The sequence below is a fragment of the Rathayibacter oskolensis genome, assembly GCF_900177245.1.
GTDB classification, from domain to species: domain Bacteria; phylum Actinomycetota; class Actinomycetes; order Actinomycetales; family Microbacteriaceae; genus Rathayibacter; species Rathayibacter oskolensis.
The window spans coordinates 333,819-350,775 of sequence record NZ_FXBM01000002.1 but is presented as its reverse complement, the minus strand read 5'-3'; the positions used below and the strand labels follow the sequence as shown (position 1 = coordinate 350,775).

Genomic DNA, 16,957 nt, shown 5'->3' with positions numbered 1-16,957 from the left:
CCACTGGAGTTCACATGTTTCATCTCGCTTGGTTCCTCGGCGACGGCTTCGGCATCCACGCCTGGAGCTCGACGAACGGCGACGGCCCCTGGGCCGGGAACGGCGCCACCGAATGGATGAAGCCGGGCATCCACATCGACCTGGCGACGAGTCTCGAGCGCGCCGGCTTCGACTACATCCTCATCGAGGACACGGCCATGGTCGAGGACAGCTACAACGGCAGCGCCGACACGAGCCTCCGGCGCGGGTTCATGGCACCGAAGAACGACCCGATGCCGCTGGTCCCGCTCATGACGCAGGCCACCAAGCACATCGGCATCGTGCCGACCGTGTCGACGATCCAGTACCCGCCGTACCTGGCCGCTCGCCTGTTCACGACCCTCGACCACCTCACCGAGGGGCGGGTCGGGATGAACGTCGTCACGAGCGTGACCGACCGCGTCGCGCAGAACTTCGGCTACGAGCGGCACCTCGAGCACGACGAGCGCTACACGATGGCGATGGAGTGGACCGAGGTCGTGCAGCAGCTGCAGACCTCGTGGAAGCCCGGTGCGGTGATCGCCGACGGCGAGGCGGGGATCTACGCCGACCACACGAAGGTCGAGCCCATCGACTTCGAGGGGACGTACTTCCGTTCGCGGGGGCCGCTCAACACCATCCCCGGTCCGCAGGGGCTCGTGCCGGTGTGCTCGGCGGGAAGCTCGCCGGCCGGGCGGGAGCTCGCGGCGAAGTACGACGACACGATGATCTCGATGGTCAAGACCGGGGCACTCGGTCGCGCCTACCGCGAGGACATGCGGCGCAGGGTCGCCGAGTTCGGTCGCGACCCCGACACCGTGAAGTTCATGTTCCTGATCAACCCGGTCCTCGGGGCGACCGACGCGGAGGCGCGGGCCGCGGCCGACGCGTACGCCGAGTACCGGCGCAGCGACAAGGGCATCGAGTACAACCTCTGGAACATGTCGTACACCTCGGGTGGGCGCATCGACTTCGGCGGCATCGACCCCGACACCCTGATCAGGGACATCGACCTCTCGAAGCAGAACGGCGAGCACACCTCGATCCTCGAGCTGTTCCGCGGCTACGAGGACCGGACACTGCGCGAGGCCGTCACGGAGTCGCACCAGGTCTCGGACATGGGGCTCGTCGGCTCCCCGGACACCGTCGCGGCGAAGATGGGCGAGCTGATGGACGAGATCGGCGGCGACGGATTCCTGGTGTACATGCCCACCACGCGCGTCAACATGGCGATGGTGGCCGACGGCCTCGCTCCTGCGCTGCGGCGGCGCGGGCTGATCCGCGAGGAGTACACCGGCGGGACTCTGCGGGACAACCTGCTGCAGTTCTGACCCCTCAGCTCGTCCGACTCCCGTTCCGCGCGCGTCCCGCTCAGGGCAGCGCGCGGAACGCCTCGTCGGCGACGTCGAGCGTGCGGGCGATGTCGGCCGACGTCAGCGCGGCGTTGAGGAAGTGGTTGTGGTGCGAGCTGAAGAAGATCCCGCGCCGCACGCACTCCGCGATCCACTGCTGGTGGAGCATCAGCGACCCGTCGTCGACGAGCCGCAGGTAGAACAGGGCTGGCTCGCCGGAGGTCACCAGGGTGTGGCCGTGCGACGCGGCGACATCGACGAGGCCGGTCGTGAGCTCCGTCCCGAGCTCGCGGAACAGCCGCGGGGCGTCGAGCTCGACCAGCTTCTGCTGGGTGGCGATGCCCGCGGCGAACGGCACCGCGCTCATCCAGTAGCTGCCGGTGTAGGTGATGCTGCCGACGGTCGCGCGCAGGCTCTCCTTCCCGCACAGCGCCGAGACGTTGTAGCCGTTCGCGATCGCCTTGCAGAAGCAGATCAGGTCGGCCTCGAAGCCGTAGTAGTGGTCGCTGCCGGCGAGGTCGAGGCGGAAGCCGGCGCGCACGTCGTCGATGATCAGGACGACTCCGAACTCGTCGCAGAGCGCTCGCACCGCCGGCCAGTAGCCGTCCTCGGGCAGCACGTTGTCGGCGAAGTTGCCGTGCATGTACGGCTGCCCGATCAGCGCGGCGATCTCGCCCCGGTGCCCGGTGAACACGGCGCGCACCGCGGCCAGGTCGTTCCACGGGATCTCGAGGTTGCCCTCGACGTCCTGCGGCAGCACCCCCGGGTAGTCGAGCTTCTGCGACCACGGGTCGACGCCGTGGTAGTAGCCCGTGATCATGACGATCCGCTGCCGGCCCGTCGCCGCCCGCGCGGTCATGATCGCGAGCGTGGTGACGTCTCCGCCGTTCTTCGCGAAGAACGCCCAGTCGGCGCTCGCGACCTGGTCGACGAGCAGCTCGGCGAAGTCGATCATCACGGTCGAGGGGAGCGACACCACGTCCTCGCGCGCCGTCTGCGCGGCGGCCGCCGCGGTCACGTCGGGGTCGACGTAGCCGAGCACGTTGGGCCCGTAGCCGCACATGTAGTCGAGGTACTCGTTGCCGTCGAGGTCCCAGAATCGGGTCCCCTCGGCCCGCTCCGAGAACAGCGGGTAGGCCGAGCGCGGGATCATCCCGCCGCCCGCCGGGCCGAGGTGCCCGGGCACGCCGCCGGGGATGACCCTCGAGGCGCGGGCGAACGCCTCCTGGCTGCGCGGATAGGTGAACGGGACCGTGGGAGTGGCGAGGGTCATGATGCTCCGAGGTAGGCCCCGACGCGGTCGAGGAGTCGATTGGTGTTGTCGATCAGGGGGATGTAGCCGCGCATCGTGACCCGGCCGTCGGCGACGCACGCCAGCGCGGTCTCGCGGCCCGAGAGCACGTCGCCGGCGACGCCGAGGTCGTCGAAGCGCAGGGCGGCGCGCGGGCCTCCGACCGGGTCGCTCAGGCGGGAGAGCCGGTGCTCGCGCACCCGGATGCGGTAGCGGAGGTCGTCGCCGACCTCGATGTCGAGATCGCCGTCGGCCATGTGCGCCGCCGAGACCCGGCCCGAGCGGTCGCCGTTCGCGATCACCGTCAGGGCGGAGGCGACCACCTCGAGCGTGAGCAGGGTCGTGCGGTCGGTGAGGGCGGGATCCTCGGAGGTGAGGGCCTCCCCGAGCAGCGCGCTGATCGGGGTGAAGACCTTCGTGAGGAAGGCGATGCCCCGCGGACCCGCCACCGGGACCGGCTGCGCCGTGCCCGCGATGACGGCGTTGAGGTGCTTCGCCGAGGTGAACAGCAGCGTCGGACCGGGCGCTCCCCCGCCGCGGCGGATCGCGGTGCGGGTGAACGTGTAGCTCGCGCGCAGGCCACCGGGAGCGACCAGGGTGAGGGTCGTGGGCTTCGTCACCGGGGCGAGAGCGCGGGCGGCCTCGGGCGACAGCTCGACGAGGCGGGGCAGGGCGCCGAGGACGGCGTGGAGGTTGACCGCGGCGAGGACGCGGTCATCGAGTTCGGTCAGCATGGAGTCCTTCAGCGTCTGTGGCTGGCAGGGTCGGTGGCCGGCACGGTCAGCGCCGGCACGGACAGTGCCGCGAGGGCCGTCGCGGTGAAGGCGATGTAGGCCCGCGCGGCCTCGGAGTCGCGGTCGGCGAGCCAGGTGAGGGTCAGCCCGTCGAGCGAGCGCGAGAGGGAGTGGGCGAGCTCGGCGACGGGACGCGTCCAGCGGACTCCCGCGATCTCGGCGGCGTACGCGAGCGCCTCCTCCGACGCGGCCCGGTACACGGCCCACTGCGCGCGCACGGCGTCGGGGTCGTGCCGGACGGCGTAGAGGGCGACCTCGAGGAGGGCGAGCTCACCGCTGGGCGAGCTCTCGAGCAGCGCGAGGTAGCCCTCGAGGCCGTCGGTGAGCACCGTCGCGATGTCGGCCGGGGGACGTGCGTCGGCGTGGTCGGCGTGCAGGATCGCCGCGAGCCGCTCGCTGTCGGTCACCTGCTCGATCACCGCCGAGACGAGCTCGTCGCGCGAGGCGAAGGAGTAGTGGAACGCGCCGAGGGGCATGCCGGCCTCGGTGACGACGGCGCGCGTGGTGGCGGCGGCCAGTCCGTCGCGGGCGATGACGCGGACGGCGGCGTCGACGAGCTCGGCGCGCCTCTGGGTGACGGGGATGCGGCGCATCGTGGGATCCCTCCGTGAAGTTGGACGAGCGTCCAACTCCGACCAGTGAAGCCGCTGCGACGGCGGGCGTCAAGAGGCCTGTGCGGCCCTCCGCACTCCTCGTTTCGGCCTCGTTTCGAGCGGATGAAGACTTCTGGTGCCGCTTGCCTGCGCGAGCCTCCTGGGCTTCTCTTGACCCGAGTTGGACAAGAGTCCAACTCTGCGAACCCCTCGAGGAGCCGCCCGTGTCCGCCCTCACCCGCACGCCTGCGACCCGCACGACCGACCGGCGGGGCCTCGCCATCGGCGCGGGATTCGCCGCACAGGGGCTCGGCTACGCGGCGATCATGACGTCGCTCCCCACCTCCGCCGCCCACTGGCGGCTCGACGCGACGGGCGTCGCGCTCATCGTCCTGGGCACCTGCGTCGCGGCGGCCGTGGGATCGCTGCTCGCCGACCTGGTCGCGGTGCGCCGGGGAAGCCGGGCCGCGATGTGCCTCGCGCTGCTCGTGCAGGCCGCCACGATCCTCGGCATCGCCGTCGCCCCGGTCTTCCCGGTCTTCCTCGCGGCGATCGTGCTCTACGGAGTCGGCCTCGGCATGCTCGACGCAGCGCAGAACATGCAGGGCGTGCTGCACGAGCGCGCCGGCGGGCGGCCGCTGATGGGCCGCTTCTACGCCGCGTACACGGCGGCGGCGATCGTCGGAGCGCTGTGCATGTCGGCGTTCCTCGCCTCCAGCGGCGCGGTGACCGGGGCCCTCGTGGTCGCGGCCGTGGTCGACGCCGCGGTCCTCGTCGTCGGGGCGCTCTGGCTCGACCCGACCCGGGCGGCGCGTGAGGCGGGAGCGAGGCCCGCCGCGGCGGCGAGACTGCCGCGAGGGCGCCTCGTCGCCGTCGGGACGATCGTCCTGGTGGCCTTCATGCTCGACTCCGCCGTCTCGACCTGGAGCACGGCCTACCTGCAGACCGGGCTCGGAGTCGCCGCGGCGATCGCGCCGCTCGGCTACGCCGCCTACCAGGGCGCGATCCTGCTCACCCGGCTGGCGACCGACCCGCTCGAGAAGGCCCTCGGCAGGGAGCGGCTGGCGGCCCTGTCTCTCGGGGCAGGCGTGCTCGGGCTCGTCCTGGTCGCCCTCGTGCCGGGAGCGGCGGGCGCCGTCATCGGCTTCGCGATCGCCGGTGCAGCGACGGGTGCGCTCGTCCCGCTCGCCTTCAGCGCGGCCGGTGGGATCCTCCCGGCCCGCAGCGACGAGGTGATCGCGCGGGTGAACCTCTTCAACTACGCGGGCGCCGTGGCGGGTGCGGTCGTGCTCGGGCTGGTCGCGTCAGGGCCCTCGCTCGGGCCCGCGTTCCTGGTGCCGGCGGTCGCGCTGCTGCTCTGTGCGCCCCTCCTGCGGACGCTGCGGCACGTGCCCGACTCACGGCCGGCCGACTAGCGCCCGACCATGCTCCGGAGCCCCCGCACGACGAGGTCGTGGTCGTCCATCGAGGCGAGGCCCGAGACGGTCGCCGCGGCGACGACTCCCACACCGCGCACGCGGATCGGGAACGAGCCGCCGGTCAGGGCGTAGTCGGGGCCGAGCCAGCCGCCCGTCGCGGGGTCTCCCCCGGCGGCGGTGAAGCGGGCCGCGGCCAGCGCGCTGCTCGACTCCAGGCGCAGCACCACCGCCGACTTGCGGGCGATCCACGACTCCTGGTCGGGGACGCTGCCGGGCAGGGCCGCGCGGAACAGTATGAGCCCCGGACGGCGGACGTCGACCGCGACGGCGGCGCTCGCCGCCCGGGCGAGCTCGGCGATGCGGGAGCCGAGCTCCCAGGCAGCGCCGTGGTCGAAGGAGTCGAGGACGAGCTCGCGCTCCTGCTGCTCGAGCTCGTCGATGGCGTCGGCGTCGGTCACGGGGTCCTCCTCGGGAGTGGTGCGGCCCGGCGGCAGCCCCGCAAGCCGACCACCTCGCGCCGTCGCCGACCCCGCGACTCGCCGCGGCCGGGGAGGAAGGGCCCCGTACCGCGTTCTCGGAACGACAGACTGGAGTGCGCGGGCACTGCTCCGCGACGTCGAGGACGAGAGCGAGGCGGGAGCCGATGACCGACCAGACACTGCTGCACGGCGACGGGGCGCTCGAGAGGCTGGCCACCGGGGCCGTCTGGAGCGAGGGTCCGCTCTGGATGCCCGCCGAGGGCCGCGTGCGCTGGAGCGACATCCCCAACGACCGGATCCTGCAGTGGGACAGTGCCACCGGGGAGACGTCGGTGCGCCGTGAGGGCGTGGAGTTCACGAACGGCCGCCTCCTGGACGCGGACGGGAGCGTCGTCCAGTGCTCGCACGGGCGCCGCCGCCTCGAGCGCGAGCGGCCCGACGGCACTCTCGACGAGCTGGCGGCGAGCTGGGACGGCGGACGGCTGAACTCCCCGAACGACGTCGCACTCGCGCCCGACGGCTCCTACTGGTTCACGGATCCCGACTACGGCATCAGCCAGCCGCGCGAGGGCCACCCCGGCGTGCGCGAGTACGGGGCCCGCTGGGTCTTCCGGTGGTCGGCCGAGGACGGCATCGCGCCCGTCGTCACCGACATGGTGCAGCCGAACGGCATCGCGTTCTCGCCCGACGGCTGGACCGTCTACGTGACCGACACCGCGCGGGCGAACGACGACGGCCCCGGCCACTGGATCCGCGCCTACGGCGTCGTGGGCCGCGGCACCGCCGCCCGGGACGGCCGGCTCTTCGCGGAGATCGACCGCGGGGTCCCCGACGGCATCGCCGTCGACGAGGACGGGCGCGTCTGGTCGTCCGCCGGGGACGGCGTCCACGTCTTCACCTCCGCGGGAGCCGAGGTCCTGTTCGCGCCCGTGCCGGAGGTGGTGTCGAACGTCTGCTTCGGCGGCCCGGACGGGACCGACCTGTTCATCACCGCGACCACGAGCCTCTACCGCCTGCGGACCCGTGCTCGAGCGGCCGCGTTCGTGCGGGCGTAGCCGGGGGACGGGCGTCAGGCGCGTCCCGCCAGACCCACGATGTTGCCCTGCGGATCAGCGAACTGCGCGATCGTCACCGCGCCGTCCGGGCGCACGGACGGCTCGACCACGACCGTCGCGCCGAGCTCGACCGCTCGGGCCAGTCGAGCGGCGACGTCCTCCACGCCGACGTAGAAGACCACTCGGGAGGCGAATCCCTCACCACCGCCGATGCCCACAGGGACAGCACCGGAGGCCGGGCCCGGTGGCGTGAAGGCGTAGGCGTCAGGGTCCGAGACCGCGGCGGCGACAGGATCGCCCGGGGGCGCAGCCCATCCGAAGAGGGCTGCGTAGAACGCTCGCAGCAGGTCGGGCCGAGCGCCCGTGATCTCGACGTGCACGACCGGATCCGGCACAGCGACTCCTTCGTTCGAACCTCGCCTGACGACCTCGTCAGTCTCGTCCCCCTCGAGCCGGAGCGGAACCGGTTCCGGCTCAACGCGCGGGTGACGGCGAGGCGATCACGGGCGCTACGGTCGCAGGATGAGCGAGACGTTCCTCGAGATCCACGTGCCCCTCACCCGCGAGCCCGGAGCGCCCGAGCTCGCGGACGACGACGAGTACCTGTTCCCCTGGATCGACGAGGTCGAGACGATGCTCTCGGAGCTCGAGGGCCCGGTCGAGGAGTACGACAGCGGCGAGGAGTGGGCGACCGCCGACGGCGAGCCCGAGTACCTCTTCTTCATCGCGGGCGGCACGGAGGCGGAGCTCGCCGCGGTCGCGCGGGCGGTCGCACTGCTGCCGAGCGTGCCCACGGGGGTCTACGCGACGAGGAACGACTCCGCCGGCGAGACGGGCGAGGGAACGCCGGTCGACATCGGCCTGTAGCGTCAGGAGGCGCCGGGCGCCAGGAGTCCGCTCTCGTACGCCAGGATCACCAGCTGCGCCCGGTCGTGAGCGCCCAGCTTGGTCATCGTGCGGTTCAGGTGCGTCTTGGCGGTGTGCGGCGAGATGAAGAGCTCCTGCGCGATCTCCTGGTTCGAGCGCCCGCGCGCCACCAGCAGCAGCACCTCGCGCTCGCGCTCGGTGAGGTGCTCGAACCCGGGAGGCGCGGCCAGGGTCGACGGCGGCTGCGGCGCGAGGACGTAGCGCGTGATCAGGGCCCGCGTCGCGGCGGGCGAGAGGAGGCTGTCGCCGGCGTGGACCGCTCGGACCGCCGCGACGATCTCCTCCGGCTCCGACCCCTTGCCGATGAAGCCGCTCGCCCCCGAGCGCAGGGCGGCCACGAGGTACTCGTCCTCCTCGAAGGTGGTGAGGATCAGGACCCGAGTGCCGGCGAGCCCCGGATCGGCGCAGATCTCGGCGGTCGCGCCGATGCCGTCGAGCTCCGGCATCCGGATGTCCATCAGCACGACGTCGGGGCGGAGGCGGCGCGCCAGGTCGACGGCCTCGCGGCCGGTGCGCGCGTCGCCGACGACCTCGAGGTCGTCCTCGCCGCCGAGGATGTCGGCGACGGCCTGACGGATCAGCGCCTGGTCGTCCACGACGAGAACGGTCGTCATCGGGTCGCCTCCTTGGTCAGCGGCAGCGACGCCGCCACCCGGTAGCCGCCGGGGGTCGGGCCGGTCGTCACGGTCCCGCGCACCGAGGCGACGCGCTCGCGGAGCCCCAGCAGGCCGTGCCCTCCCCCGCGCGGCGGTGCCGACGGCTCCGCGGGGGCGGGCACGGGATTCGTCACGACGATGTCGACCCGGTCGTCGCCGACGCTGAGCAGCACGTGCGCACGGTGCTCGGCGCCGTGCTTGTGGGCGTTGGTGAGCGCCTCCTGGACCACGCGGTAGGCGACGAGGTCGACGGCGCCCGAGACGGCGGCGAGGTCACCCTCGGTCCGCACGTTCACCTGCAGTCCGTCGACGCCGAACCGGCGGACCAGCTCGTCGAGGCGGTCGAGTCCCGGCTGCGGGACCGCCGCCTCCCCCGACTCGTCGTCGCTGCGGAGCACCTCGAGGAGGTCGCCGATGTCGCCGAGCACCGATCGGGCGGCGCTGCGGATGGTGCCCAGCGCCTCCCTCGCCTTCTCGGGACGGCTCTCGAGGGCCGAGGTCGCGACTCCGGCGTTCAGGCTGATCACCGCGATCCGGTGGGCGACGGCGTCGTGCAGATCGCGGGCGATGCGCAGCCGCTCCTCCGTCACCCGCCGCCGCGCCTCGGACTCGCGGGTCTGCTCCGCCCGCTCGGCGCGCTCGGTCACAGCCGCGATGTACTCGCGCCGCGACCGGGTGGCGTCGCCCGCCGCACCGGCGAAGGCGACCGTGACGGCGAACTGCACCACCCTGGCGTCGAGGACCCCGACGGAGGCGGCCAGCAGGCTGAGCAGGAGGATCGCCGCCGCGGTCGCGATCAGCACGATCAGGCCGACGCGCCGCGGGCTGCGATTCGCCACGGCGAACATCGCGACGGCCGCCGCGAGCACGATGCCGGGCGAGAGGGTGCCGCTGAGGGCGGCGGCTCCGTAGAGCGCGACGACGACGCCCAGGACGACGATCGGCCGGCGGCGGCGCAGCGGGAGGACCAGGATCGGGGCGAGCGTCAGCGCGATCGCGAAGGCGCTGGTCGCGCGGTACTCGCGGCCGGGGAAGGGCACGAGGGCCAGCACGGCGATCAGCACCGCGGCGATCAGGTCGCCGACCCACGCCGGCGGCTTCGGGAGCAGCGGGACGTGCCAGGGCTCGGTCGTCGCCATGGCTCCATTCTCGCGGGCGAGGCCCCCCGCGGCGTCCCCCGGGTGCGGTGCAGCGGCTACCGCGCCCGCGGTACCCGGATGGCGCGGCGGGAGGACGCGCCCCGGGGCCGCGTCGTCGAGCCTGGAGGAGGCGCCCCGGACATCCCGGCCGGCGCCGCGAGGGAGACCCATGAGCACGCCCATCATCTCGGTGCGAGATGTCCACCGGTCCTACGGGAAGGGCCAGAACCGCTTCGACGCGCTGAAGGGGGTGAGCTTCGACATCCGCGAGGGCGAGAGCGTCGCCATCGTCGGCAGGAGCGGCTCGGGCAAGTCGACCCTGATGCACGTGCTGGCGCTGCTCGACGCGCCCACGACGGGAGTCGTCGAGCTCGAGGGCGTCGACACGTCGACGCTGCGTGGCCGGAGGCTCAACACCACGCGCAACCGCACCTTCGGCTTCGTGTTCCAGCAGTTCTTCCTGACGGCGAACGCCTCGGTGCTCGACAACGTGGTGCTGCCGATGAAGATCGCCGGAGTCGGCCGCGCCGAGCGCAAGCGCCGCGGCCTCGCCGCCCTCGCCCAGCTCGAGCTCGACGACAAGGCCCGCAGCAGGGCCGTCGACCTCTCGGGCGGGCAGAAGCAGCGCACCGTGATCGCGCGGGCCCTCGTCAACAACCCGCGGATCATCTTCGCCGACGAGCCGACGGGCAACCTCGACACCGCGACCGGAGCCGTCGTCGAGGACATCCTCTTCTCGCTGAACCGCGAGAACGGCATCACCCTGATCGTGGTCACCCACGACGAGGAGCTGGCCGCCCGATGCGACCGGCGCATCCTGATCCGCGACGGCCTGCTGGTCGAGGACTCCGCGGCGGTGGCCGCATGAAGACCGTCGACCTGATCGGGACCGCGATCGCGAACACCTTCCGCTCGAAGACGCGCACGCTGCTGACGATCCTCGCGATCTTCGTCGGCGCCTTCACCCTCACCCTCACCAACGGGCTCGGGACCGGCATCAACGCCTACATCGACGACACGGTCAACGGGGTCGGCGCCTCGGACGTGATGACGGTGACGAAGACCGCCGACGACCAGGCGGGGCTCTCCTCCGGCCCCACCGAGTACGACCCCGACGCGATCGCGAGCGGCGGCGTCGGCGGCGGTGCGGGGCAGACCGTCGTGGCACTGACCCCCGACGACCTCGACACCCTCTCAGGGCTCGACGGGGTGCTCGACGTGACGGCCGTGAAGTCGATCTCGGCCGACTACGTCGAGCAGGGCGACGGCACGAAGTACGTCATCGGAGTCGGCAGTCTCGTCGAGGGGCAGACGATCCAGCTGACCGCCGGCGAGGACCCCGACGACTCCGCCTCGGACTACCAGGTGGTGCTGCCGGTGTCGTACGTCGAGCCGCTCGGCTTCGCCGACGACGCCTCGGCCGTGGGGTCGACGGTCTCGATCGCCGTCACCGACGCGCAGCGCACGCAGCACGTCGTCGAGGCGACCGTCGTCGGCGTCGCGGAGGAGAGCGTCGCGTCTCCGGCCGGCGCGAGCCTCGTGCCCAACGACGCGCTCACCGACGAGCTCTGGGAGGTGCAGAACATCGGGGTGCCGGCCGACCAGGTCGACCGCTACGCGCAGGCGAGCGTGCGCTTCGCCTCCGACGCGAGCGACGACCAGGTCACGGCACTCAAGGACCGCCTCGCCGACGCCGGGTACACCGGCTCGACGGTCGCCGACCAGCTGGGCACGGTCAAGACGGTCGTCGACGGGATCGTGCTGGTGCTCAACGCCTTCGCGATCATCGCCCTGCTCGCGGCGAGCTTCGGCATCGTCAACACCCTGCTGATGAGCGTGCAGGAGCGCACCCGTGAGATCGGGCTGATGAAGGCGATGGGCATGGGCAGCGGGCGCGTGTTCTCGCTGTTCAGCATCGAGGCGGCGTTCATCGGATTCCTGGGCAGCGCGATCGGCGCCCTGCTCGCGGTGCTGGCGGGGACGGCGATCAGCGGCGTGCTCTCGGAGACGCTGCTCGCGGATCTGCCGGGGCTGAACCTGATCGCGTTCGATCCGGTGTCGATCCTGCTGGTGGTGCTCGTGGTGATGGCGATCGCGTTCCTCGCCGGGACGCTGCCGGCGGCGCGGGCCGCCAGGGCCGATCCGGTGCAGTCGCTGCGCTACGAGTAGGGCGAGCGAGGAGGATCCTGGGGGGATGACTCCCGGGCTCACCCTCCTCTTCGCCGTCGCTGGAGGCGCCGCCGTCGGCAACCTCTACTGGGCGCAGCCGCTTCTCGGCGTGATCGGGGACTCCTTCGGGGTCACCACGAGCGCTGCCGGCCTGCTCGTCACCGTGACGCAGGTCGGCTACGCGCTCGGGGTGTTCCTCCTGGTGCCGCTCGGCGACACCGTCGACCGGCGGCGGATGATCCCCACCCTGATGGTGCTGGCGGCGGTGTTCCTCGCGGGGACGGCCCTCGCGCCGGCGTTCCCGGTGCTGCTCGCGACGCTCGCCCTGATCGGGGTGACCACCGTCGCCGGGCAGCTGCTCACGCCGCTGGCGGGAGACCTCGCGAGCGACGAGCAGCGGGGGCGCGTGCTCGGCACCGTCGCCTCCGGGCTCATGCTCGGCCTGCTGATCTCGAGGGCGATCAGCGGGATCGTCGCGGATCTGCTCGGCTGGCGCGCGGTGTTCGCGATTGCGGCCGTGCTGATGCTGGTGCTCGCGGTGGTGATGGCGCGGCGCCTGCCGACCCTCCCGCCGCGCGAGCGGGTGCCCTATGCGGCGCTGCTCGGGTCGGTGCTGCGGACGGTCGCCGGCAGCCGCGCCGTGCGGGTGACGGTGCTGCTCGGCGGCTCCGCCATGTGCGCGTTCACGCTGTTCTGGACCGGGCTGACGTTCCTGCTGAGCAGCGCCCCCTACTCCTACTCGGCGACGGCGATCGGCCTGGTGAGCCTCGTCGGCATCGCGGGCGCCGTCTCGGCGCAGCGGGTGGGGCGGCTGTTCGACCGCGGGCTGTCGCTGCCGGCGCTCGGAGCGGGGCTCGCGGTGGCCCTGGCCGGACTCGTGATCGCGGGGATCGGCGCCGCCTCGATCGTGGTCGTCCTGGTGGCGGTGGGCGTCTTCTCGATCGGGCTGCAGGCGGTGCAGGTGCTCGCGCAGACGCGGATGCTCTCGATCGATCCCGCGGCGCGCAGCCGCCTGAACACGGTCTACATCGTCGGCAACTTCGCGGGAGGCGCGCTCGGATCCGCGCTCGCCGGCGTGCTCTGGCAGTCGGGCGGATGGGCGGCGCTGCTCGTCGTCGCGGCCGGCGTGCTGGGCTTCGCGATCACGGTCTGGGCAGTGCAGCGGACGCGGGCTCTCGCGGGCTGAGGGCTCATGGCCGCTGAGGGGTCACGCGGGCTGAGCTCACGCCAGCGCCGCGGCCCGGATCAGGCGCTCACCGACGGCGACGAGCACGGCCCGCAGGTCGTCGCCCTCGAGCACGTGGAAGTCGATGCCCGTCGTGCCGATGTAGAGCGCGAACTGCTCGGGGGAGGCGGCTCCCGCCTCGAGCTGCGCGGTGCCGTCGTCGAGCGCCGTCACCCGGGCGACCGCCGGACCGAACAGCGCCGCGACCTCGGCGGCCGGCGCATGCATCCGCACCCGGTAGCGGTGCGGGTAGGGCGAGACCGAGATGCTGCGCGAGGCGAAGTCGCGCACGGCGTCATCGGGCACCTCCTGCGGAGTGAACGGCTCGGCGAGCGGGAGACGCGGAGTGAGGCGGTCGAGGCGGAGGGTCCGCCAGGCGTCGCGGTCGGCGTCGCGGGCGACCACGTACCAGCGCGAGCCGGTGTGCACGATGCGGTGCGGCTGGATGGTGCGGCGCACCTCCTGCCCGTCGTGGCGCGTGTAGTCGATCCGGAGGCTCCGCGCGTCGCGGATGGCGCGGGCGATCGTGACGACCGTGTCGAGGTCGACGGGTTCCGCGGTGCCGCCCAGGGGCAGCACGGCGCGCTCGACGGAGGCGATGCGCTCGCGGGTCTCGGCCGCGAGCGACTGCTCGAGCTTGACCAGGGCGCGGGCCGCCGCGTCCTCGATGCCGGTGACGGTCGTGCCCGCCGCGGCCCGCAGCCCGACGGCGATCGCGACCGCCTCCTCCGTCGAGAGGACGAGCGGAGGAACGGAGGCGCCGATGCCGAGCCGGTAGCCGCCGCCCACCCCGGGGACCGAGTCGATCCCGTAGCCGAGGCCGCGCAGATCCTCGATGTCGCGTCGCAGGGTGCGGCCGCTGACCTCGAGGCGCTCGCGCAGCTCGGCACCGCTCCAGTCGCGGCGGGTCTGCAGGAGGCCGAGGAGGGCGAGGGTGCGGCCGGTGGTGCGGGGCATGCTCCATCGTCGCAGCGATCGCGGCCGTATCGTGACCGCTTCAGCAGGCAGGGTGGAGTCATGAGCGAAGCAGAGAGCATCCGTCCCTTCCGCGTCGACATCGCGCCGAGCGCCGTCGACGACCTCCGAACGCGGCTGCGGGCCACGCGCCTCCCCGAGCCCCTCCCCGGCGACGACTGGGACACCGGGGTGCCGAGCGGCTACCTCCGGGGGCTCGTCGAGGCGTGGGCAGGGTTCGACTGGCCGGAGTACCAGGCGCGGCTGAACGAGGTGCCGCAGTTCACGACCGGGATCGACGGGCAGACGATCCACTTCGTGCACGTGCGGTCGGAGGTGCCCGGCGCCGTCCCGCTGCTGCTCACCCACGGCTGGCCCGGCTCGTACCTCGAGCTGCTCGGGCTCATCGGGCCGCTCACCGACCCCGACGACCCGGCCGACGCGTTCGACGTGATCATCCCGTCGCTCCCGGGCTTCGGGTTCTCGTCGCCGCTCGCGTCGGGCGGCTGGACGACCCGGCGGATCGCCGAGACCTGGGTCGCTCTGATGGACCGCCTCGGCTACGACCGCTTCGCGGTGCAGGGCGGCGACCTGGGCGCCGGAGTGTCGCCCGAGGTCGCGCGGGTCGCACCCGACCGGGTGATCGGCGTGCACGTCAACGGCACGCTCGGGTTCGTGCCGGAGGTGGACGACGAGACCGCCGCCTCGCTCACCGAGCTCGAGCAGGACCGCCTGCGGAGGATCGGCGAGTTCATGCGGGACGAGTTCGGCTACATCGCGATCCAGTCGACGCGGCCGGGTCTGGTGGGCGAACTGCTCAGCGACTCCCCCGTCGCGCAGCTGGCGTGGATCATCGACAAGTTCCGGGCGTGGACGCATCCGCTCGAGACGGCTCCGGAGGACGTCGTCGGGCTCGAGTTCCTGCTCGCGAACGCGTCGCTGTACTGGTTCACGGCGACGGCCGGCTCGGCGGCGTTCGTCGGCTATGCGCAGGAGTCGGAGTGGGGCGCTGTCCCGCAGAACTCGGGCGTACCGACCGCGGTGATCTGCTTCGCGCACGACATCGGCATCCGGCGCTTCGTCGAGGACGCGCACACGATCGTGCGCTGGACCGACGTCGTCGACCGCGGCGGCCACTTCGCGGCGCTCGAGGAGCCGGAGCTGCTGGTGGCGGACGTGCGGGAGTTCGTGCGCCCGCTGCGGTGAGCCGGGCGCCGGGCCCTCGTCCTGGCGATGGCGGATCGAGACCCACCTTCCCGTGAACGTCAGAACGGTGGCGGTGCCTCGGCGAAGCGTGGCCCGGGTGGTCGCCCGGGGAGTGGCGGCGGGCTCGTGGTGACCCGCCGTCCGGTGGGAGTGGACCACTCCGCGGTGCCGTCGGGATGGAGGACGTAGGTCCACCGGTCGCCGTGGCGGACGTGGTGATGGGCGGTGCACAGCGACGCGAGGTTCTCGAGGCGAGTCTCGCCGCCGTTGCGCCACTCGAGAGTGTGGTCGGCCTCCGCCGTGGACGCGGGTCGGGTGCAACCGGGAAACCGGCAGGTCTGATCGCGCAGCTGCAGGTGCAGGCGCATCCGCGGCGGCGGCACGCGGTGAGTGCGGCCTACGGAGGTGACCCTCCCCGTGTCCGGGTCGGTCAGGACTCGAGTGAACGAGGCCCCCACACCGACCAGGTCGCGGGCGACGTCGGCGGGGATCAGGCCGTAGCCGTCGAGATCAGCCGGGGAGTCGTCCAGGCCCGCAGCGGTACTCACGGGGAGCGTTAGCCGCACCTCCGCGCGCACACCGGGAACGAACGTCGCCGGGATGTCACCGCCGCTGACCGGTGTCGTGCCCGCGACGTCCCCGTCGCAGAGGAGGTCGGCCAACGCGTCGGCCCGCAACTGCGCGAGTGTGCGCTCGTCGCCGTCACCCGCGTCACCCTCTCGCAGAGTGCGCGCGATGCGGTCAATCCGATCGAACGCGCCCATCGCCACCGGCGCCGGCAGCAGCGCACTGAGCGTCGCCATCCCGTCGATCTCGGGGCTGACCCACACCGTGCGATCCCGCCGGGCGCGCGCATGCCGCTCCGCGAACGGCTCCGCGTGCAACTGGTCCCGCATCCGCCCCACGGCCTTGCGCAGTTGCGTCGGAGTCATCACCAGCGCCGCCTCCGCCGCCCGCGCATCCAACGCCGCTCGCGACGTCACGGGAAGGGTGCTCGCCGCTGCGCAGATCACCTCGGACGCCTCCCACAGAATCCGCGCGTCCCGGAGGGCCGCCCGCGTGCACGGCAGGTCCTCCATCAGCAGCTGCGCATGCTCGAGAACCCGAGACGCGGCCGGCTCCGACATCCCCAACGCGACCGCGAACTCGGCCCGGATCGACCGCTCCACCAGATCCCCCGCCTCGCTGCGGGAGAGGCGGGCGCCGCGAGCGAACGACTCCGGAACAGCCAGCGCCGCGAGGTACGCCGCATGCAGCGCCGCGGCCCGCGCGAGCAGCATCTGCGCCGAGGAGCGGCCGAGACGCGCCGCGAGGTCGGCGAGCCCACCGACCGCGCCGAGCGTCCCCTCCGCTGCCTCGAGCTCACCCGCGTCTCTCATACGAGTATTGAACCAGCGACCACCGACACCAGACCCGCCGCAACCACAGGAAGCCGACAACCACACCCTCATCCAGCCCTGTGGAGGAGGCGATCGCTCCCTCCCCGCGCACCGTGAATCCACCGGCCCCAAGAGGCGAACGACCTCCTCGTCGAGCGGCCGTGGATCCGACGCTCGTCCCGACCGACGGCACCGCGAGGTCCCTGCCGCAGGTGCTGCTCACCGAGGCGGCGCCGCGACCCGCGACTCCGAAGCGCTCGGATCCTCCGGAGTCTCCCCCAGCTCCGTGTTCGATCCGGTTC

17 protein-coding genes are annotated in these 16,957 nt (G+C 72.7%); 8 read left to right on the top strand and 9 right to left on the bottom strand.

Going from position 1 to position 16,957, the window contains the following annotated elements; translation table 11 throughout:
* Nucleotides 1-14 precede the first annotated feature (14 nt).
* The gene (locus B9Y99_RS10795) at nucleotides 15-1,349 is read left to right on the top strand and encodes an NtaA/DmoA family FMN-dependent monooxygenase (protein WP_085476619.1); all 1,335 of its coding nucleotides are present in this window, start codon (nucleotides 15-17) and stop codon (nucleotides 1,347-1,349) included.
* A 40-nt stretch (nucleotides 1,350-1,389) separates the two neighbouring features.
* Here the strand turns inward: B9Y99_RS10795 and B9Y99_RS10790 are convergent, their stop codons facing one another.
* Genes B9Y99_RS10790 through B9Y99_RS10780 form a run of 3 tightly spaced genes read right to left on the bottom strand, consistent with a single transcriptional unit; the run spans nucleotide 1,390 to nucleotide 4,048 of the window.
* On the bottom strand, nucleotides 1,390-2,643 hold the full coding sequence (locus B9Y99_RS10790; protein ID WP_085476618.1) for an aminotransferase class III-fold pyridoxal phosphate-dependent enzyme: 1,254 nt from the start codon (nucleotides 2,641-2,643) through the stop codon (nucleotides 1,390-1,392).
* Complete coding sequence (locus B9Y99_RS10785; protein ID WP_085476617.1) at nucleotides 2,640-3,395, bottom strand: hypothetical protein; 756 nt, start codon at nucleotides 3,393-3,395, stop codon at nucleotides 2,640-2,642. The genes B9Y99_RS10790 and B9Y99_RS10785 overlap by 4 nt, the downstream gene beginning before the upstream one ends.
* Nucleotides 3,396-3,403: 8 nt before the next feature.
* Nucleotides 3,404-4,048 (bottom strand): TetR/AcrR family transcriptional regulator, encoded by a 645-nt coding sequence (locus B9Y99_RS10780; RefSeq protein ID WP_085476616.1) that lies wholly within the window; start codon nucleotides 4,046-4,048, stop codon nucleotides 3,404-3,406.
* 224 nt (nucleotides 4,049-4,272) lie between these two features.
* Between B9Y99_RS10780 and B9Y99_RS10775 the strand changes: the two genes are divergently transcribed.
* Nucleotides 4,273-5,463 (top strand): MFS transporter, encoded by a 1,191-nt coding sequence (locus B9Y99_RS10775; protein ID WP_085476615.1) that lies wholly within the window; start codon nucleotides 4,273-4,275, stop codon nucleotides 5,461-5,463.
* Here B9Y99_RS10775 and B9Y99_RS10770 read toward each other — a convergent pair.
* The gene (locus B9Y99_RS10770) at nucleotides 5,460-5,924 is read right to left on the bottom strand and encodes a heme-degrading domain-containing protein (RefSeq protein WP_085476614.1); all 465 of its coding nucleotides are present in this window, start codon (nucleotides 5,922-5,924) and stop codon (nucleotides 5,460-5,462) included. The genes B9Y99_RS10775 and B9Y99_RS10770 overlap by 4 nt on opposite strands.
* A gap of 185 nt (nucleotides 5,925-6,109) precedes the next feature.
* Between B9Y99_RS10770 and B9Y99_RS10765 the strand changes: the two genes are divergently transcribed.
* Nucleotides 6,110-7,000 carry an SMP-30/gluconolactonase/LRE family protein gene (locus tag B9Y99_RS10765; RefSeq protein WP_085476613.1) on the top strand — a complete coding sequence of 297 codons (891 nt, stop codon included), beginning with the start codon at nucleotides 6,110-6,112 and terminating at the stop codon, nucleotides 6,998-7,000.
* 14 nt (nucleotides 7,001-7,014) lie between these two features.
* Here B9Y99_RS10765 and B9Y99_RS10760 read toward each other — a convergent pair whose 3' ends face one another.
* Nucleotides 7,015-7,395 (bottom strand): VOC family protein, encoded by a 381-nt coding sequence (locus tag B9Y99_RS10760; RefSeq protein ID WP_085476612.1) that lies wholly within the window; start codon nucleotides 7,393-7,395, stop codon nucleotides 7,015-7,017.
* 127 nt (nucleotides 7,396-7,522) lie between these two features.
* Between B9Y99_RS10760 and B9Y99_RS10755 the strand changes: the two genes are divergently transcribed.
* Nucleotides 7,523-7,867: a hypothetical protein gene (locus B9Y99_RS10755; protein ID WP_085476611.1), complete on the top strand. Its 345-nt coding sequence runs from the start codon at nucleotides 7,523-7,525 to the stop codon at nucleotides 7,865-7,867.
* A gap of 2 nt (nucleotides 7,868-7,869) precedes the next feature.
* Here the strand turns inward: B9Y99_RS10755 and B9Y99_RS10750 are convergent, their stop codons facing one another.
* Nucleotides 7,870-8,541 carry a response regulator transcription factor gene (locus B9Y99_RS10750; RefSeq protein ID WP_085476610.1) on the bottom strand — a complete coding sequence of 224 codons (672 nt, stop codon included), beginning with the start codon at nucleotides 8,539-8,541 and terminating at the stop codon, nucleotides 7,870-7,872.
* Entirely contained in the window at nucleotides 8,538-9,722 is a 1,185-nt protein-coding gene (locus tag B9Y99_RS10745; protein WP_085476609.1) for a sensor histidine kinase, read from the bottom strand. Before B9Y99_RS10745 ends, B9Y99_RS10750 begins: the two co-directional genes overlap by 4 nt.
* A 169-nt stretch (nucleotides 9,723-9,891) precedes the next feature.
* On the opposite strand from B9Y99_RS10745, the gene B9Y99_RS10740 reads away from it, so the two are divergent.
* From B9Y99_RS10740 to B9Y99_RS10730, 3 genes are read left to right on the top strand one after another with little or no spacing between them, the layout of a single operon-like run.
* A complete protein-coding gene (locus tag B9Y99_RS10740; RefSeq protein ID WP_085476608.1) occupies nucleotides 9,892-10,590 on the top strand; it encodes an ABC transporter ATP-binding protein in 699 nt (232 codons plus the stop codon).
* Complete coding sequence (locus B9Y99_RS10735; RefSeq protein ID WP_085476607.1) at nucleotides 10,587-11,891, top strand: ABC transporter permease; 1,305 nt, start codon at nucleotides 10,587-10,589, stop codon at nucleotides 11,889-11,891. Before B9Y99_RS10740 ends, B9Y99_RS10735 begins: the two co-directional genes overlap by 4 nt.
* 25 nt (nucleotides 11,892-11,916) lie before the next feature.
* Nucleotides 11,917-13,077, top strand: coding sequence for an MFS transporter (locus tag B9Y99_RS10730; RefSeq protein WP_085476606.1), 1,161 nt, complete (start codon nucleotides 11,917-11,919; stop codon nucleotides 13,075-13,077).
* Nucleotides 13,078-13,113: 36 nt separating this feature from the next.
* Here the strand turns inward: B9Y99_RS10730 and B9Y99_RS10725 are convergent, their stop codons facing one another.
* Nucleotides 13,114-14,073: a helix-turn-helix transcriptional regulator gene (locus B9Y99_RS10725; protein ID WP_085476605.1), complete on the bottom strand. Its 960-nt coding sequence runs from the start codon at nucleotides 14,071-14,073 to the stop codon at nucleotides 13,114-13,116.
* Between the two features lie 60 nt (nucleotides 14,074-14,133).
* Between B9Y99_RS10725 and B9Y99_RS10720 the strand changes: the two genes are divergently transcribed.
* Complete coding sequence (locus B9Y99_RS10720; RefSeq protein WP_085476604.1) at nucleotides 14,134-15,276, top strand: epoxide hydrolase family protein; 1,143 nt, start codon at nucleotides 14,134-14,136, stop codon at nucleotides 15,274-15,276.
* Between the two features lie 59 nt (nucleotides 15,277-15,335).
* Here the strand turns inward: B9Y99_RS10720 and B9Y99_RS10715 are convergent, their stop codons facing one another.
* On the bottom strand, nucleotides 15,336-16,655 hold the full coding sequence (locus tag B9Y99_RS10715) for an HNH endonuclease signature motif containing protein (RefSeq protein ID WP_165759597.1): 1,320 nt from the start codon (nucleotides 16,653-16,655) through the stop codon (nucleotides 15,336-15,338).
* Nucleotides 16,656-16,957: the final 302 nt, after the last annotated feature.

What these genes read in the sequence shown, in the direction of transcription:
- B9Y99_RS10730 (WP_085476606.1), top strand. Translation starts at nt 11,917, where the DNA reads ATGACTCCCGGGCTCACCCTCCTCTTCGCCGTCGCTGGAGGCGCCGCC.
- B9Y99_RS10735 (WP_085476607.1), top strand. Translation starts at nt 10,587, where the DNA reads ATGAAGACCGTCGACCTGATCGGGACCGCGATCGCGAACACCTTCCGC.
- B9Y99_RS10720 (WP_085476604.1), top strand. Translation starts at nt 14,134, where the DNA reads ATGAGCGAAGCAGAGAGCATCCGTCCCTTCCGCGTCGACATCGCGCCG.
- B9Y99_RS10780 (WP_085476616.1), bottom strand. Translation starts at nt 4,048, where the DNA reads ATGCGCCGCATCCCCGTCACCCAGAGGCGCGCCGAGCTCGTCGACGCC.
- B9Y99_RS10795 (WP_085476619.1), top strand. Translation starts at nt 15, where the DNA reads ATGTTTCATCTCGCTTGGTTCCTCGGCGACGGCTTCGGCATCCACGCC.
- B9Y99_RS10745 (WP_085476609.1), bottom strand. Translation starts at nt 9,722, where the DNA reads ATGGCGACGACCGAGCCCTGGCACGTCCCGCTGCTCCCGAAGCCGCCG.
- B9Y99_RS10765 (WP_085476613.1), top strand. Translation starts at nt 6,110, where the DNA reads ATGACCGACCAGACACTGCTGCACGGCGACGGGGCGCTCGAGAGGCTG.
- B9Y99_RS10740 (WP_085476608.1), top strand. Translation starts at nt 9,892, where the DNA reads ATGAGCACGCCCATCATCTCGGTGCGAGATGTCCACCGGTCCTACGGG.
- B9Y99_RS10790 (WP_085476618.1), bottom strand. Translation starts at nt 2,643, where the DNA reads ATGACCCTCGCCACTCCCACGGTCCCGTTCACCTATCCGCGCAGCCAG.
- B9Y99_RS10750 (WP_085476610.1), bottom strand. Translation starts at nt 8,541, where the DNA reads ATGACGACCGTTCTCGTCGTGGACGACCAGGCGCTGATCCGTCAGGCC.
- B9Y99_RS10725 (WP_085476605.1), bottom strand. Translation starts at nt 14,073, where the DNA reads ATGCCCCGCACCACCGGCCGCACCCTCGCCCTCCTCGGCCTCCTGCAG.
- B9Y99_RS10715 (WP_165759597.1), bottom strand. Translation starts at nt 16,655, where the DNA reads ATGAGAGACGCGGGTGAGCTCGAGGCAGCGGAGGGGACGCTCGGCGCG.
- B9Y99_RS10785 (WP_085476617.1), bottom strand. Translation starts at nt 3,395, where the DNA reads ATGCTGACCGAACTCGATGACCGCGTCCTCGCCGCGGTCAACCTCCAC.
- B9Y99_RS10755 (WP_085476611.1), top strand. Translation starts at nt 7,523, where the DNA reads ATGAGCGAGACGTTCCTCGAGATCCACGTGCCCCTCACCCGCGAGCCC.